At 63.5% G+C, this 15,568-nt stretch carries 15 protein-coding genes and 3 pseudogenes; 12 read left to right on the forward strand and 6 right to left on the reverse strand.

Annotated features, from left to right (window positions below; all coding sequences use genetic code 11):
- Positions 1–82 precede the first annotated feature (82 nt).
- Positions 83–290 (forward strand): annotated as a pseudogene (locus tag AB3X96_RS11570) (glycosyltransferase family 1 protein); the annotation flags it as partial.
- Positions 291–876: 586 nt separating this feature from the next.
- Here AB3X96_RS11570 and AB3X96_RS11575 read toward each other — a convergent pair.
- A complete protein-coding gene (locus tag AB3X96_RS11575) occupies positions 877–2,094 on the reverse strand; it encodes a chondroitin 4-O-sulfotransferase (protein ID WP_368589831.1) in 1,218 nt (405 codons plus the stop codon).
- 282 nt (positions 2,095–2,376) lie between these two features.
- On the opposite strand from AB3X96_RS11575, the gene AB3X96_RS11580 reads away from it, so the two are divergent.
- From AB3X96_RS11580 to AB3X96_RS11590, 3 genes and pseudogenes are all read left to right on the forward strand, one after another.
- A complete protein-coding gene (locus AB3X96_RS11580) occupies positions 2,377–3,807 on the forward strand; it encodes a mannose-1-phosphate guanylyltransferase/mannose-6-phosphate isomerase (protein ID WP_368589832.1) in 1,431 nt (476 codons plus the stop codon).
- Between the two features lie 481 nt (positions 3,808–4,288).
- The gene (locus AB3X96_RS11585; RefSeq protein WP_368589833.1) at positions 4,289–4,795 is read left to right on the forward strand and encodes a lysozyme inhibitor LprI family protein; all 507 of its coding nucleotides are present in this window, start codon (positions 4,289–4,291) and stop codon (positions 4,793–4,795) included.
- Positions 4,796–4,940: 145 nt separating this feature from the next.
- Positions 4,941–5,120 (forward strand): annotated as a pseudogene (locus AB3X96_RS11590) (carboxymuconolactone decarboxylase family protein); the annotation flags it as partial.
- A gap of 96 nt (positions 5,121–5,216) precedes the next feature.
- Here AB3X96_RS11590 and AB3X96_RS11595 read toward each other — a convergent pair.
- Together AB3X96_RS11595 and AB3X96_RS11600 are read right to left on the reverse strand one after the other, a co-directional pair.
- Positions 5,217–5,456, reverse strand: a complete 240-nt coding sequence (locus AB3X96_RS11595) for a hypothetical protein (RefSeq protein ID WP_176125311.1) — start codon at positions 5,454–5,456, stop codon at positions 5,217–5,219.
- A 209-nt stretch (positions 5,457–5,665) separates the two neighbouring features.
- A complete protein-coding gene (locus tag AB3X96_RS11600; protein WP_368589834.1) occupies positions 5,666–6,352 on the reverse strand; it encodes an HAD family hydrolase in 687 nt (228 codons plus the stop codon).
- 212 nt (positions 6,353–6,564) lie between these two features.
- Between AB3X96_RS11600 and AB3X96_RS11605 the strand changes: the two genes are divergently transcribed.
- The 6 genes and pseudogenes from AB3X96_RS11605 to AB3X96_RS11630 all read left to right on the forward strand — a co-directional run bounded on the left by AB3X96_RS11605 (position 6,565) and on the right by AB3X96_RS11630 (position 11,394).
- The gene (locus AB3X96_RS11605; RefSeq protein ID WP_368589835.1) at positions 6,565–6,882 is read left to right on the forward strand and encodes a YXWGXW repeat-containing protein; all 318 of its coding nucleotides are present in this window, start codon (positions 6,565–6,567) and stop codon (positions 6,880–6,882) included.
- A gap of 238 nt (positions 6,883–7,120) precedes the next feature.
- Positions 7,121–7,717 (forward strand): annotated as a pseudogene (locus AB3X96_RS11610) (RNA polymerase sigma factor); the annotation flags it as partial.
- A complete protein-coding gene (locus AB3X96_RS11615) occupies positions 7,714–8,130 on the forward strand; it encodes a hypothetical protein (protein WP_176105872.1) in 417 nt (138 codons plus the stop codon). The pseudogene AB3X96_RS11610 and the gene AB3X96_RS11615, both read left to right, overlap by 4 nt.
- Positions 8,127–8,636: a periplasmic heavy metal sensor gene (locus tag AB3X96_RS11620; protein WP_368589836.1), complete on the forward strand. Its 510-nt coding sequence runs from the start codon at positions 8,127–8,129 to the stop codon at positions 8,634–8,636. The genes AB3X96_RS11615 and AB3X96_RS11620 overlap by 4 nt, the downstream gene beginning before the upstream one ends.
- A gap of 83 nt (positions 8,637–8,719) precedes the next feature.
- Positions 8,720–10,240: a DUF1800 family protein gene (locus AB3X96_RS11625; RefSeq protein ID WP_368589837.1), complete on the forward strand. Its 1,521-nt coding sequence runs from the start codon at positions 8,720–8,722 to the stop codon at positions 10,238–10,240.
- Between the two features lie 5 nt (positions 10,241–10,245).
- Positions 10,246–11,394 carry a DUF1501 domain-containing protein gene (locus AB3X96_RS11630; RefSeq protein ID WP_368589838.1) on the forward strand — a complete coding sequence of 383 codons (1,149 nt, stop codon included), beginning with the start codon at positions 10,246–10,248 and terminating at the stop codon, positions 11,392–11,394.
- Between the two features lie 115 nt (positions 11,395–11,509).
- On the opposite strand, the gene AB3X96_RS11635 is transcribed toward AB3X96_RS11630, so the two are convergent.
- The gene (locus AB3X96_RS11635; protein ID WP_368589839.1) at positions 11,510–12,055 is read right to left on the reverse strand and encodes a flavin reductase; all 546 of its coding nucleotides are present in this window, start codon (positions 12,053–12,055) and stop codon (positions 11,510–11,512) included.
- 48 nt (positions 12,056–12,103) lie between these two features.
- Positions 12,104–13,498, reverse strand: a complete 1,395-nt coding sequence (locus tag AB3X96_RS11640) for an LLM class flavin-dependent oxidoreductase (RefSeq protein WP_368589840.1) — start codon at positions 13,496–13,498, stop codon at positions 12,104–12,106.
- A gap of 185 nt (positions 13,499–13,683) precedes the next feature.
- On the opposite strand from AB3X96_RS11640, the gene AB3X96_RS11645 reads away from it, so the two are divergent.
- Positions 13,684–14,253 carry a helix-turn-helix domain-containing protein gene (locus AB3X96_RS11645; RefSeq protein ID WP_368589841.1) on the forward strand — a complete coding sequence of 190 codons (570 nt, stop codon included), beginning with the start codon at positions 13,684–13,686 and terminating at the stop codon, positions 14,251–14,253.
- A gap of 123 nt (positions 14,254–14,376) precedes the next feature.
- Here AB3X96_RS11645 and AB3X96_RS11650 read toward each other — a convergent pair whose 3' ends face one another.
- Entirely contained in the window at positions 14,377–14,748 is a 372-nt protein-coding gene (locus tag AB3X96_RS11650; protein WP_176105882.1) for a BON domain-containing protein, read from the reverse strand.
- A gap of 408 nt (positions 14,749–15,156) precedes the next feature.
- On the opposite strand from AB3X96_RS11650, the gene AB3X96_RS11655 reads away from it, so the two are divergent.
- A complete protein-coding gene (locus AB3X96_RS11655; protein ID WP_368589842.1) occupies positions 15,157–15,468 on the forward strand; it encodes a hypothetical protein in 312 nt (103 codons plus the stop codon).
- Positions 15,469–15,568: the final 100 nt, after the last annotated feature.

Genomic DNA, 15,568 nt, shown 5'->3' on the forward strand with positions numbered 1-15,568 from the left:
AAAAAAGCCCCGCAAGATCGAAATCTTGCGGGGCTTTTGCTTTGTCTGGACGGTTTGTTTTTTACTGTGCTCGTGGCGCGCGGAATGCGAAAACGTCATCGATATGCAGGAGCGTTGCGAATCGCCAAAGGCCGTCGTAATAGAAGAAGCCTACTGCTTCGACGAAAAGCTACATGCGTATCTGCAACACTGTCAGGGCACTGCTTTTTCCGTCGTTCGTCGAAGGTTGCGGGATGCCGCTCGCCGAAGCGCTCGAGTTCAAAGTACCGATACTCGAGAGTGAGTGCGATTTCGATCCGTCGCGTCGATGCCGGGGCGCCGGCGGACTGAGCCCCTGTCAGGTTCAAGCACAGCGTCTACGCGCGTAGAGCGCATCGGAACGTTGCGTATCTGTTTGCAGTAGAAGGTATTAGGAACTTCCGGTCAAACCATGGTACCCCTGGAGGCATGACAAGAGAGAACCCAAAGACCTTATACGACCGACGTATCAGACGAGGAATGGAGCTTCGTGGCAGCTCATCTGACGTTAGTGGAGTAGAGTGCGCCACAGCGTGATATGAGTTGTGCGAGATGTTCAAGGGTCGCGTTGGACAGCTAGTGCTGCGGCTGCGTGGCCGATGATGCCGACCAACCTTCCGCTGCGGCGACTAACACCGTCTGGCCGCCTTCGGCAATCGCGTCCCACGTTCGCCGTACTTGCCCCGAGACGCATACTTGGAGCAGCCCCCTGAATCTCCGGACACCGCCTCACGCTTGAGTTGATGAATCGGTCGTGCGCTTGAGCTCGCGTGGCGAGCGGTACTTCCGCACGCTACGAGGATGATGTTCGTTGTAGTGCTGAAACGCGAGCGAGCACGACCGGACCCGGACGGCGTCTCACGCCACATGCCAACCCCGCTGCCACGTCCCCGCAGATCGTATCGTTTGCGCAGATCCCGCAATCTTGACTCTGAATCCCTCCTGCGCCTCCTCCGGTAACCGAACAGCAAAGCCACAACGCTCGGACGCATAGCCGGCAGCAGCCACATCCGGCCGCGGGTTGCCAGTCAGCGTCGTCGCAACCAGCTTTTCCCGTACCCATATTTCAATCGGTACGAATTTGTCCGGTACGCTCAGATTCACCGCCCAGCCGTGCACCATGTCGTCATTCACTGCGTCCACGAAACCATCGAACAGGTCGCCGCATTCGCGGCGACGCGATTGCGCCAGCTCGATATATGCATCGATCGGAGAGAGATCAGTCGAAGTAGCGACCTCGCGCACCATACGGAGATGATTTTCGTCGAACCCGAACATGTTCGACTTGCCGGTATAGATATAGGGATTGTCGAGAGCATCGATCCGCCGCTGAATCTGGCGAACAGCTTCTATGGCCCGGGTATAGATAGCGCCGTACGACTCCCTTTCCCGTGCGATCTCATCGCACACATACCGGTACAACTCGTAGTCCAGGTGATTGTCTTCGACAAATTTTTCACGGGCTCGCTCGGATAGCGGCGAGCGCTCTTTGGGCACGCCTTCCGTCACATTCGTACGGATGAAGAACGGTAAACGCATTCCGGTTCTACCGCAAAGACGAAGCAGAAAATCGCTCATGTCTTCGCAGAGACCGACTGTCGGGATATGTTGCCGGACGTTCTCAATCGCGATTTCGAGGCTTTCACGGTTCACGCGGCCATGACCGCTCAGCATATGCACGAACAGATTCTTGCCGCTGCACGATTCGCCCACCCAATCGTCCAGAGACAATTCACCGCCTTGCGCCAGCGCTTCAGCCTCGGAAACCGAAACTCCGCGCGCGACGCCCCCGTTTTTTCCATTACGCGCGAACCAGTAATGCGAGGTCTGCCGACTGAGCGGCTCGCGCAAAATACTGCAATCTTCCAACGGCATTTTGAGGTCTCGATGAATGCCGATAGGATCATGACCGCCACCGATTCCGCTTGCCAAAAATCGCTCTCGCGTTTTTTCCTGAGATACGCCACCCCATACGAAATTGATGAACTTATCGCGATCGAGATTAAGGTCAAAAAAGGAAATAACAGTGGAACCGCCACATTTCGGCGGATGTATGAAGAACAGAGGTTTGCTCACGTAGGTTATTGCTATGTGTTGGGTAGCCTCGATTCTAAATCCAACGGCGGGCCCGAGGTGTAACAACCAGTTGTGATATAAAGCCGCGCAGCCCCCGAAAAGGCTCGATGTACTGGTGAACAACAAGCCCGCATACGCGCTGTACCGGCGTCTCGGCTTCGTCGAATGGGTGGGGCAAGAACAACGGGCGCCGTAACAAAGACGGCCTGCAAGATGCGACGCAATCACGAGGCAGATGCCCGATGCAGTCGATTCATAAGACACAAACGAGGACCTGAAAACATGCACATCCATCCCGTAGTTCTTTGCGGCGGCAGCGGCACGCGACTGTGGCCGATGTCGCGCGGCGGCTATCCGAAGCAGTACCTCGCACTGACAGGCGAACACACGCTGGTCCAGCAAACCGCGTTGCGCTTGCGCGGCATCGATGGTGTCACCGCGCCGATCGTTGTCACGAACAACGAGCAGCGTTTTCTTGTCGCAGAACAACTGCGCCAGGTCGACGTGGGGTCCGCAAACATCGTGCTGGAACCGGCAAGCCGCAACACCGCGCCGGCCATCGCCGTGGCCGCGTTGCTCGCACTGCGCGACACGTCGGACGCTTTGCTGCTCGTACTGCCGTCCGATCATGTGATCGCGGGCGAGGCCGCATTCGTCAAGGCGGTCGAAGCGGCCGCGCAGATCGCGAAGGATGGACGTCTGGTCACGTTCGGCATCACGCCGACCGAGCCGCATACCGGCTACGGCTACATTCGCGCGGGTGCGCCGCTGATCGACGGCACGCAGACGTTCGCGGTCGACTCGTTCGTCGAGAAGCCCGATGCCGCGACCGCCCAGCGCTTCATCGATGAGGGCCGCTACTACTGGAATAGCGGTATGTTCATGCTAAAAGCGTCGACGTATATGGACGAGTTGCGCCGCTACGAGCCGGAGATCGCGCGTCAGGCCGAGTTGTCGCTGCAGAACGCGCAGCAGGATTACGATTTCGTGCGTCTCGATGCCGAGTCGTTTGCCGCCTGCCCGAACATTTCCGTCGACAACGCGGTGATGGAGAAGACCCAGCGCGCGGCCGTCGTCGCGGTCGTCGACCTCGGCTGGAACGACATCGGTTCGTGGACTGCGCTCGCCGACATCGCCGAGCGCGATGCGCAGAACAACGCATTGATCGGCGACGTGCTGACCGACGCGGTCAGCAACTCGTATATTCGCGCCGAGCATCGGCTCGTGGCCGCCATTGGGCTCGAGAACGTCGTGATCGTCGAGACCGCGGACGCGGTGCTGGTCGCGAATCGGGACCAGGCGCAGAACGTGAAGAAGATCGTCGCGCAGCTCAATGCGATGGGGCGGCACGAGTCGGTCACGCATCGTCGCGTGGTGCGGCCTTGGGGTTCGTATGAGGGCATCGATAGCGGCGAGCGCTTCCAGGTCAAGCGCATCGTCGTCAATCCGGGCGCGCAGCTGAGTCTGCAGATGCATCATCATCGCGCCGAGCACTGGATCGTCGTGAAGGGCACCGCGCTCGTGACGAACGGCGACAAGGAAATCATGCTGACTGAGAACCAGTCGACCTATATTCCGCTCGGCGTTACTCACCGGCTGCTGAACCCCGGCAGGATTCCGCTCGAGTTGATCGAGGTGCAGTCGGGCGCGTATCTCGGTGAGGACGATATCGTGCGGTTCGAGGATACGTACGGGCGCGTGGCGAAGGTTTAAAACCTCGGGGTTTAGCCCCGGCGTCGCGCCTCAAAGGCCATCGGTCGAAAGACCGGTGGCCTTTTTCTATTCATGCGAGCGGATCTGGACACTGACGGCGCGTGCGAAGGGTGAACGTCGAGCAGATGGTCGACGGGCCGTCGATATAAAGCCTGTGCGGACGTCGGACTTATCTGTCGTTGAACAGCGCTCATCATCAGAATCGTAAATAGTTGTCAAAAAGGGCTTATCCCGAATTAATGCGGTTGACCGTGGTCTGTTTCGATGGTTAATTCGCGAGGTATCGCCTGAAAGTGTAATGGAGCAACTTAAACAGCAAAGCAGTGGAACGAATTGGACAGTCGAGGAAGAATGCGACCTTTGCCGTATTACCTATTCGATCTACTCAAACTTCCCGCCGATGCCGCACGCTCAGGCCCTAAACGCCGAAACCGGCGTCAGCGACGGATAACAGAGGCGCGGGTTTTTGCGGAGGGAATATATGATGCAACCCACCAGGTCTTTGGCCACATTGACTGCCGCGTGTACTATCGCTGCGTTTGCTTTTAGTTCGATGGTACACGGTAGAACCATTTATTCTGAGTCGTTTGACTATAAGAAATTCCCTGCGCTGTCGATCTACTTTGAAGGAAAATCACTGAAGGAAATCGACCAGTTCTGTAAATCCGGTCAAAATGCTTCCGCTGATGATGCGGCCGCGTGCGGGCAATGGGATTTCGAACATTTGAATTCGACGCTAAACGCCACTTATGCCAAGGTTCTGAATTCAATAAAAAAGTCGGACAAGGAATTGGCGGAGTATCACGCTCCTTTAGCCGCTCCCGATTTTGTCGGAGCGCAAGAAAGTTGGTTCAAATATCGCGATCGTTACTGCTACTCCTATGTCTACGCGCTCGGTGAAGCATCCGGACGCTACATATATTTCTGGGATTGCATGAAGGAAATCACTGAGGACCGCATCAAGCAGCGGGAAAGATTTTCGCAATGAATATGTCCCGCTTTGAGGGGCTTTCGGGCCCGATAGGCATCTCTGATCGAGACGTGTCACAAAGTCAAGCGGCACACTTCGCCTGATCATAGGTCGTCAAGTTCAGTAAGTCAGGAATTGTCCACTTGCTCCCAACCTCGCTCCGGTGGCGGTCAGCGTGACGAACAACTGCGGCTATTGCGTCGCGAGCCACACGGCGGCGGCGCGTCGCGCCGGCACGACCGACGAGATGTTCGGTGAACTGCAGGCGATCGTCGGAATGGCTAACGAAACGAACCGGCTTGCGGTCGGCTATCGCGTGCCAATCGATCCTGCTTTCGAGTAAAGCGCACGAAACGCACGCTGCGGCCCGGTCATACCGACCTGGGCCGCAACACATACAGGCTTGCGCCGTCGTACGCAACGGCGCGAGGCCTCGTGCTTATAGCGGCACAATCTTGCCCGGTTCCGGATGGCAGATCGGGGTGTAGACCGGTCCACACCCAAAGTGCACCGGCGGGCATGGGTTGTAGTGCGGCGGTTCGTAGTGAGGCGGGCTGCACACCGGCGGCTTGTAACACGAAGGCGGGTACTCGCGCGAGTACCCGCCGCGCACGGACTGAGCAACTGCGTGGTCGAGGTCGTCGCAGCGCGACAGATCGGCAAGGGTCAAGTTGGACATGATGAATCTCCGGCAACGTTGGATGGGTATCGAGCGCGCAAATGCCTTGCGCTCGGGCGTTCCAGTTGCACGCAACATGCCATGCGGCGGGATTCAACGTCGGTACTGGCGCAAGCGCTGATCGACCGCACCTGCGCAGCCGAAAACTGATCGTGGTTGGCCAACTCGCGTCAGGCCGGTGTCGTTCAACTGCCAACACGTCGGCCGAATCAGCGCGTACTCCATCCCGCGAGTAACGCCGGTAGCTCGGCCATTTCCCTGAACACGTGCACCGCGCCCGCGCCATGCAACGCGGTCGCGCTGCTATGGCCGAGGTGCGTCGGGCAATAGCCGAATACCGTCGCACCCGCCGCAACGCCCGCGGTCGCTCCCGTCACCGTATCCTCGATCACCGCGCAGCGTGCCGGCTCGACGCCGAGTGCCGCGGCCGCGGCGAGGTAGACGTCGGGAAACGGCTTGCTTCGTGGCATTTCGTGGCCGCTGAAGATGCGCCCGTCGAAGCAGTCGAGGAGGCCGGCCTTCACGAGCTGCAATTCGATCTTGATGCGATCCGCGCCCGACGCCACCGCAATGCGTCCGTTCAACGTTTGGTGCAGCGCGCGTACCGCGAAAGAGGCGCCGTCGATCGCGCGCAACTCCTTGTCGAGCGCCACGTTGCGACGCGCGCGGAACTGCGCCAGCCACTCGGCCGTGATGGCAAAGCCAGTGTGCGCCTCGATCAGTTCCGCTTCGTCCTTGACCATCTTGCCGACGAAAATGCGCATCGTCTCTTCGACGCTCATATGCCAGCCGAGCTCGCCGAGCATCTCGGTGAGCACGCGGTTCGTGATGGGTTCGGAATCGACGAGCACGCCGTCGCAGTCGAAGAGCACGGCATCGAAAGGAAAATCGGCCATCGGGGGAGGGTACGGATAAGGTTCGCTAAAGCGGCAAGGATACCCCACCGGTTCGCGGGCCGCAGCGCGATGGCCACCCGACAGTGAAACGCTTCCTTCCCGCCGCACTTTTTTTTGCAAACAGAGCGACGGATTTCGCCCCGCTGACCCGTTGAAGCAGAAACGGAGCCACTCTGGCTCCGGCTCTTTTCGGTCCTATGGGAGAAAACGACATGATCTCGAACCGCATGAGTCGCCTGCTCGGTTCCACGCTCGGCGCCGCGCTGTGCTGCGCGGCCACGCTGACGGCCGCACCCGCCTTCGCACAAGTGGTGATCGCGCCGATGGCGCCGCCGCCGCCGCGCGTCGAACTCGTGCCCGCGCCTCGGGACGGCTATGTGTGGGATCAGGGCCGCTGGCGCTGGGAGCACGGCCGCTATGTGTGGGCGCCGGGCCACTGGCAGCCGGTGCGGGTCGGCTATCACTGGGTGCCCGGGCATTGGGCGCAACGTGGGCCGCACTGGCGCTGGGTCGAAGGACATTGGGCTTGAGCGAGGCTTGCGATGAAAACACTCGTGATGATTCTGCTGGCGGCCTTGCTCGCCGGCTGTGTGGTCTATCCGGCACGTCCGGCCTATTACCGGCCGGCGGTCGTCGTATATTGACCGCATACGTGATACCCGGCCGGCTAGCGCCGTAGCGCACGAAAACCATAACAACACGATAGTCGAAGGAGCAGCGGCAAGTGAACGACGTTGATCCCGTGATGCGGCCCGCACGCGAACGCGCGCGCGTGATGTCGCGACGGAGCCGCACGCCTTGAGCGACGCGCCGCCCGATCCGGACGCCGAGCTGATCGCGCGGGTGGGCCGCGAGGAGCCCGGCGCGGTCCGCTCGCTGGTCGCGCGCAAACTGCCGCGGCTGCTCGCGCTTGCCACACGCATGCTCGGCGATCGCATGGAAGCGGAGGACGTCGCGCAGGAGGTCTTCGTGCGGATCTGGAAACAGGCGGCTCGCTGGCGTGAAGGCGAAGCGAAGTTCGACACGTGGATGCATCGGGTCGCGCTCAATCTTTGCTATGACCGTTTGCGCGGCCAGCGCGAAGACCCGAGCGACGAACTGCCCGACGCGGCCGATCCCGCCGCGCCACCCGACGCGTGGCTCGAAGCACGGGCGGACCACGCGCGCGTGCGCGCGGCGCTCGCCGCGCTGCCGGCGCGACAGCGCGAAGCGCTCGTGCTGAGCTATTACCAGGAGATGTCGAACGTCGACGCTGCCGCCTTGATGGGAATCAGCGTCGACGCGCTGGAAAGTCTGCTGAGCCGCGCGCGCCGCGGTTTGCGCGCCCAACTGGCCGGCAGCGGCCTTAGCAAGGACAAGTCATGACGCCCGAAAGATTCCATCAGATCGTCGCAGCGTACGGCGCCGACGCGCGTCGCTGGCCGGAGCGCGAACGCGAGGCCGCGCAGGAGTGGGCGCGCGCGCATCGCGACGAAGCCGACGCGGTGTTGAGCGATGCGGCCGGCCTCGATGCATGGCTCGCCGCGGACCGGATCGAGCCGCCGAGTCTCGAACTGCAACGGCGCATCATCGATGGCGCGCCGTCGCGACGCCCGGCCGCGCGCTGGCGTTTGTGGTGGTCGGGCGCGGCGGTGGCAGGCGTCGGGCTGCTCGGTGGCCTGGCTGGCGCGCTCGCGGTGTCGTTCTTCGTGCTGACCGAGAACGCGCCGGTCTTGCATGAATCCTCGTATCTGACTTCGAGCTTCGGCGGCAGCTCCGCCGATTGGAGCGGCGAATGAACGGGCGCTCGTGGAAATTTGCGCTGCTGGGCTCCACGGTGCTCAACGTGTTCCTGCTCGGCGCGATCGCCGGCGGCGCGTATCAGTGGTTCGCCGCGCACGGTGCGAATCAGCCGGTGACGCAGGACCAGCGCGCGTTGCGGTTCGCCGCCGAGCCGCTGTCGGCGCAGCAGCGGCAGGCGTTTAACGACGGCCTGAAAAACGCGCGGCGCGACGGGCGCCAGTATGCGCGTGACGCTCGCGAAGGGCGTCGTGAGGTATTGCGTTTGCTGGCCGCGCCGCAGTTCGATCGCGCCGCGCTCGATGCCGCGCTCGCGCGCACCCGCGCGGCCGACAGCAGCCTTCGCGCGATGGTCGAAGCGAGCGTCGCCGATTTCGCGGCGACGCTGACGCCCGAGGAGCGTGTCAAATTCGCCGAGAGCCTGAAGCTGCGCGGGCAATGGCGCGAAGCGCAGCCGGCGCCGAACGCAAGGAAACCGGCGGCGAATGCTGCATCGGGCGAATAAAAAAATGCGTGCGGTGGCGACGGATTCCGGCGCGTCGGCCGTTTAACGAACATGCAGGCGTCTTACCTGCCGACGAGGATCGCATGGCCCACTCACCGAACCTGAATGCCGCGGCGGTCGCACTGAACCGCTTCGGCCTCGGCGCACGCGCCGACGATACGCCGCCAGCCGATCCGAAGGGATGGCTGCTCGCCCAGTTCGAGCAGTACCAGCCGAGGCCGGACGCGTGGGCGAATCAGCCCGATTCGATCGCGTTGTCGACGCAGCTCGCGCAGCAGCGCATGCAGATCGAGCAGCAGGCGAAACAGAAGGCGGGCGAGGAATCCAACTCGAACCGGAACGCGAACAACATCGCAACCAACATCGCCAGCAACGCGGCAGCAGCCAGCCAGACCGACGCGCAAGCTGCGAAGCTATCCGAACGAAAGGCGTTTCGCGTCGAAATCCTCGACCTGTACCGCTCGTCGGTCAATGCGCGCGTCGCAAGCGCGCTGAGTACGCAGACGCCATTTGTCGAACGCCTCGTGCATTTCTGGGCGAACCACTTTGCGGTGTCGGCCGAAAAACCCGGCGTCGCGGCGCTTGCCGGGTCGTTCGAAGCGGAAGCGATTCGCCCACACGTGCTCGGCCGTTTCGAGGACATGCTGGTGGCCGTCGAGCGTCATCCGGCCATGCAGCTGTTCCTCGACCAGACCCGCTCGGTCGGTCCCGACAGCATGGCGGCGCTGCGCGCCGCGCAGCGCAATCCGGACAACAGACGCGGACTCAACGAGAACCTCGCGCGCGAGATCATGGAACTGCACACGCTCGGCGTGCGCAGCGGCTATAGCCAGGACGACGTGACCGAGTTCGCGCGTGCGCTGACCGGCTGGAGTCTCGTCGGCAATCCGGGGAACGTCGGCGCCAATGCAAACCGGCGCACGATGGAGCCAAGCGGCGAACCCGGCAGCTTCGTGTTTCGCCAGGCGCTGCACGAACCGGGCTCGCGCACGATCATGGGACGCCGCTACGCCGAAGCCGGCGAACAGCAGGCGCTCGCGATCCTGCACGACCTCGCGCACGCGCCGGCCACCGCGCAGCATATCGGCGCGAAGCTCGCGCGCCATTTCGTCGCCGACAATCCGCCGGCTGGCGTGAGCGTTCGTCTGGCCGATGCGTTCACCCGCAGCGACGGCGATCTGCCGACCGTCTATCGCGCGTTGATCGATATGCCGCAAGCGTGGTCGCCGGGCGCGGTGAAGTTCAAGACGCCGTGGGAGTGGACCATTTCGTCGATGCGCGGACTCGGCTGGCACGACCTCGGTAATCTGCAGAGCGCGCCGATCCTGACGCAGCTGGGCCAGCCGGTGTGGCGACCCGGTTCGCCCGCCGGCTACGACGATATCGCCGCGAGCTGGGCCGCACCGGATGCGCTCGTGCGCCGCGTCGAAGTCGCGCAACGCTTCGCTTCGCGCGTGGGCGACCGGCTCGATGCGCGCTCGCTCGGGCAGACCTTGCTGGCTGGCTCGCTCAGCGAGCCGACGGCCACGGCGGTGTCGCGCGCGGAAAGCGCGGCGACGGCGATCGCGCTGCTGCTCGTATCGCCCGATTTTCAACGGAGGTGAACGCCATGCTGTCACGCCGCCAGTTTCTGAGCGTCGCCGCCGCCGGTGCCGGCGCACTGCTCGTGTCGCCGCGAATTGCGTTCGCGCATGTCGCGACCGACCGCCGCTTCGTGTTCGTGATCCAGCGCGGCGCGGCCGATGGCCTGAACATCGTCGTGCCTTACGCGGACCCCGCGTATGCGAGTTTGCGCGGACCACTCGCGATCGATGCGTCGAACGCGCCGCATCTGGACGGCACGTTCGCGCTGCATCCGGCGCTCGCGCAAATGGCGAAGCTGTACGCGCAGCGCGAGGCGCTATTCGTGCACGCGGTCGCTTCGCCGTACCGCGACCGCTCGCATTTCGACGGACAGAACGTGCTGGAAACGGGTGGCACATCGCCGTATCGGACGAAGGATGGTTGGCTCAACCGGCTCGCCGCGCAATTGCCCGCGACCCGCGAAAACGCGATCGCGTTCGCGCCGACCGTGCCGATGGCGCTGCGCGGTCCCGTTTCCGTGACGTCGTATGCGCCGTCGGGGTTGCCGCAGGCGTCCGACGATCTGCTCGCGCGCGTGTCGCAACTCTACGAGCAGGACGCGCAGTTGCGTCCGCTGTGGGAATCGGCGATGGCGGCGCGCAGCGTCGCCGGCGATGCCGGCGCACGTCAGGACCCGGCGAGCCTCGGCAAGCTCGCGGCGAGTTTTCTGGCGCGCGACGACGGTCCGCGCATCGCGATGATCGAGACCGGCGGGTGGGACACGCACAGCGCGCAGAACGCGCGGCTCGCGAATCAGCTGAAGGCGCTCGATACAATGCTCGCGGCGTTGCGCGACGGCATGGGACCATCGTGGAACAAGACCACGGTGCTGGTCGCGACGGAGTTCGGCCGCACCGCGGCCGCGAATGGCACGGGCGGCACCGATCACGGCACCGGCTCGGTCGCGATGGTGCTGGGCGGCTCGGTGCAGGGCGGTCGTGTGATAGCGGATTGGCCGGGGCTCGCGCCGTATCAGCTGTATCAGTCGCGTGACCTGAAGCCGACCACCTCGCTCGATGCGTTGATCGCAGGCGCCGCGAGTGAAAGTCTCGGGCTCGACCCGGAACGGACGGCAGCAGCGCTGTTTGGCCGGACCGTGGTGGGCGGACCGATGACGGGCGTCGTACGGGCGTGACGCGTCGATGGTCGGCGCGGCGAGCGAAAGTATTGCGCTCGATCCGGTCCGCGCCGCAAACGCTATTCGGCCGGACGATCGCGGCGGTCCGCCGATCTCAACGAGCCGTGCGAACTCAACCGGCGCAGGCGGACGCTTCGCATTGATTCGCCGCGAGCTGATGCGTCGCGTACACCGAGCGCTCGCCGACGCGATGATAGCGGCGTCCGTAGTAGATCAGCGCATCGCCCGCGCCCCGCGTGCGCGTGGCCTTCACCGCGCAGAAGAACACCGTGTGCGTGCCGACTTCAGTCACCGACCCGATCTCGCAATCGAGCGACGCGAGCGCGTCCTGCAACACCGGCGCGCCGGTCTCGAGCTTGTCCCATTGCGCGGCCGCGAAGCGCTCTTCGATCGCGAGCGCGCTCGTGGCGAAGTGCGCGGCAAGCGCCTGCTGCTCGGCGCTCAGCACGTTCACGCAGAGCTTGCCGTTGCTGCGAAACGCGGCGTTATTGCGGCTGCCGCGATTGATGCAGACGAGCAGCGTCGGCGGCTCGTCGGTGACGCCGCAGACCGCCGACGCGGTGCAGCCCGCAAGGCCGGCTTCGCCGTCGCTGGTGATGATGTTGACGGCCGCGCCAAGACCGGCCATCGCGTCGCGGAACGTGCTCTTGTCAAGCATGAAGGCCTCTGCTGGAAGTCGGGGTTCGCTAAGACGACGGTGATCGCGTCAGCCGCGAGCCTCGTGGGCCGGTGCCGACGCGCAAGCCGGCGATCGGAAGCGCGCCGCGGTGTGAGTCTCGGGCAGCCGCGCATGGCCGAACAGTTTTTCGCGCAGCGTGCCGTCGCGGTACGCGCGCTTGTACGCGCCACGTTCCTGCAGCAGCGGCACGACCAGTTCGATGAAATCGTCGAAGCACTCGGGCACGACGGTGCGCGACAGATTGAAGCCATCGACGCCGGATTCCTCGGTCCATGCGATCAGCTCGCTGGCGATTTTCTCGGCCGAACCGACGAGCGGCTGCTGGCGGCTGCCGAGCACCATCTGTTCGAGCAGCTTGCGCCTCGTCCATTGCGGACCGGCCGCGCGAGTCATCGCTTCGACGTTCGACACGATCGCCTGGCTATTGCCGGTTTCGATCGGCTCGTCGAGGTTGTAACGCGCGAAGTCGATGCCGAGCGATGCGGCCGCGTGCACCAGCGCCGCCTCCGAGCTCACATAGCGGCGGTACTCGTCGAATTTCTCCTGCGCTTCCTGATCGGTGCGACCCGTGATTACGGTCTGGCCGAGCAGCACCTTGATGTCGTCGGCGCGGCGGCCGCCGGCGACCGCGTGCGCGCGAATGTCTTCGACGATCGACTTGACCGCCCGCTTCGCCTGGCCGTTGACGAACACGCACTCCGCGTGTGCTGCCGCGAACTGTTTGCCGCGCGCGGACGAGCCGGCCTGATACAGCACGGGGGTGCGCTGCGGCGACGGCTCGGCGAGATGCATCGCATCGACGCGGTATTGCTTGCCGTGGTGGTGGATCACGTGGACCTTCGACGGGTCTGCGTAGACGCCGTGCGCCTTGTCGCGCAGCATCGCGTCGTCCTCCCAGCTGCATTCCCACAGCTTGTAGACGAGCTCCATGTACTCGTCGGCGAGATCGTAGCGGTCGTCGTGCGCCATCTGACCGGTCAAGCCAATCGCGCGCGACGCGCTGTCCAGATAGCCGGTCACGATATTCCAGCCGACCCGGCCGCGCGTCAGATGATCGAGCGTGGACATGCGGCGCGCGAACAGAAACGGCTGCTCGACCGACAGATTCGACGTGACGCCGAACGACAGATGCCGCGTGACCGCGGCCATCGCTGGAATCAGCAGCGTCGGATCGTTGACCGGCACTTGCACGGCGCCGCGGATCGCGGCATCGGGGTTGCCGCCGTAGACATCGTAGACGCCGACCACGTCCGCGAAAAAGATGCCGTCGAACAGGCCCGCTTCGAGCTTCTGCGCATAGTCGGTCCAGTACTGCAGGTCCGTGTAGCGCGTGGACTGATCGCGCGGATGGGTCCACAGCCCTTGCTGGATGTGGCCTATGCAGTTCATGTCGAACGCGTTGAGAACGATTTGCTTCGGCATCGTGTGTTCCGGCTGGTGAGCAGTTCGGACGAGGGCGTTTCGTTTAATATAGTGGACGAAAAATCACTATGCAAGACATTGTTCGGCGGCTCGGGAGGGTGCGCGTTGAACGCCGTTTGTACGCCCGCGGCGGCATCGCATCGATATAATTTCGCGGTACTCACCTCCGCACCGACGCCCCCGCCATGTCCGAAACTTCCGCGATCGATCTGACCCAGGCGATCTCCGCGCGCGTAAAGACCGAGCGCGAGGCGCGCAACTGGTCGCTCGCCGAACTGGCCGAGCGCTCGGGTGTGTCGAAGGCGATGATCAGCAAGATCGAGCGTGGCGAGGCGAGTCCGACCGCGACGGTGCTCGGGCGACTGTCGGGCGCGTTCGGGCTCACGCTGTCGACGTTGCTCGCGCTCGCCGAGCAGACCGGCGAGCGGCTCGTGCGTCATGCGGACCAGTCGCTGTGGGAAGACCCCGAAACCGGCTATACGCGGCGGCGTATTTCACCGCCCACCGGCGGCGTGCTGGAGCTGCTCGAAATCGAATTGCCGATCGGGGTGAGGGTGCCTTATCCGTCGGATGCGTTCGTGTTTCAGCATCAGCAGATCTGGGTCACGCAAGGGGTGCTGACGTTTCGCGAGGGCTCGCTGACGTACCGGCTCGAAGCGGGGGACTGCCTGCAACTCGGTGCGCCGGTCGAATGCGAGTTCTTCAATGCTGGCACTCAGGTGTGCAGATATGTGGTGGGCTTGGTGCGGCGCTGAGCTGTGCCGGATGGTGCCCAGAAGTCCAGATAGCAGGACGACGACCGGGGATTAGCGGGAGACACCGCATGCATCGCAGGTTCGCGGCGCTCCCGTTTGCGAGTCGAATGCCGACGCTCAGCTTCAACCACCTCCGCGGGACGGGAAATTCAGCGTGAGCTTGTTGGTCACCGAGGTCACGCCTGGCACGCCTTTCGCCACGTCGGCAGCCTGCTGGATCATGCCGCTCTCAGGCACCGAGCCGGTCAACGTCACTGCGCCGCCGCGCGCCCGCACGAACACATTCGACACGTTGAAGCCCTGCGCTCTCGAGAGCGCGCGCCGCACGTCGCGGCCGAGCTTGCGATCCGCCGCACGCGTCGATTGGGTGGTCGTGGCCGGCGCGGCTGCCGTGGCGGCAGGCGCCTGCGCGTCGCTTGCCTGCGCGTAGGCGCTGGATGCCGTTGCCACGCACAATGCAATTCCGAGCACCTTCAAAAGATTGAGTGTTTTCACGGTTTCACCATCCTCGATAAGTTGATGTCGCTTCGTTGCATGTTAGAAACGTCGCGCTTTTGTCGAGCTGGTCTGGGCTCTGGGAAGTGCCTGTCTTGTACAGGAGTGGTGGTTTCGGCGCTTCCGGCGCGGTTAAACGATACTCCTGGCGGGGCGGTCTTGCCAAAAGACCGCATCACGAATGAATGTCTGATCGCCCAATGCCGGAGATCACTGTGATGGATCGGGTAGCAGAGCGGTTCGTGACGAAGCGACGAACGCGCCCGCCGATCGTTACAGCGCGCATCCCGCCATTTGCCTGTAAGCTTCCCTGACGGGTTCGCGTCCGGGCTGCGCGACCCGCTGTGGTGCTTCACGATTTGCAGACGCACTCGTACGTTATTACCAATCAACCAAGGGATCTCGGTTATGAAGAGCTTCGCCATCAAACGAATCATGCTTGGGGTTTCGGCCGTCGCACTGATGGCCGGCACCATTCCGCTCGCGCTCGCTCAGGGCTCGACGGATGCCGCGGCCCAGGAAGGCGCGACGACAACCACCCCGAAGCCAACGAAGGCCGAGCGCAAGGCAGCGCGCAAAGAGGCTCGCGCGAAAAAGAACGCCGAGCTGAAGAAACTCGAAGACGCGGGCTACCAGCCGGCGCAGAACGATCCGAACTATCCGGACAAGCTGCAGGCGGCGCAGAAAAAGGCCGGCGTCGGTGCGCCGGCCAGCCAGTAACGGACAAGTCCACGCCCGGCGCGGTATTCAGCGCCGACGAGACGCCGGGCGGCTTCGGTCAGGCTTTGCCGTCAGCAACGCGATCCGCGGGGAACGTGAT

The organism is Paraburkholderia sp. BR13439, assembly GCF_040948805.1.
Taxonomy (GTDB): domain Bacteria; phylum Pseudomonadota; class Gammaproteobacteria; order Burkholderiales; family Burkholderiaceae; genus Paraburkholderia; species Paraburkholderia youngii.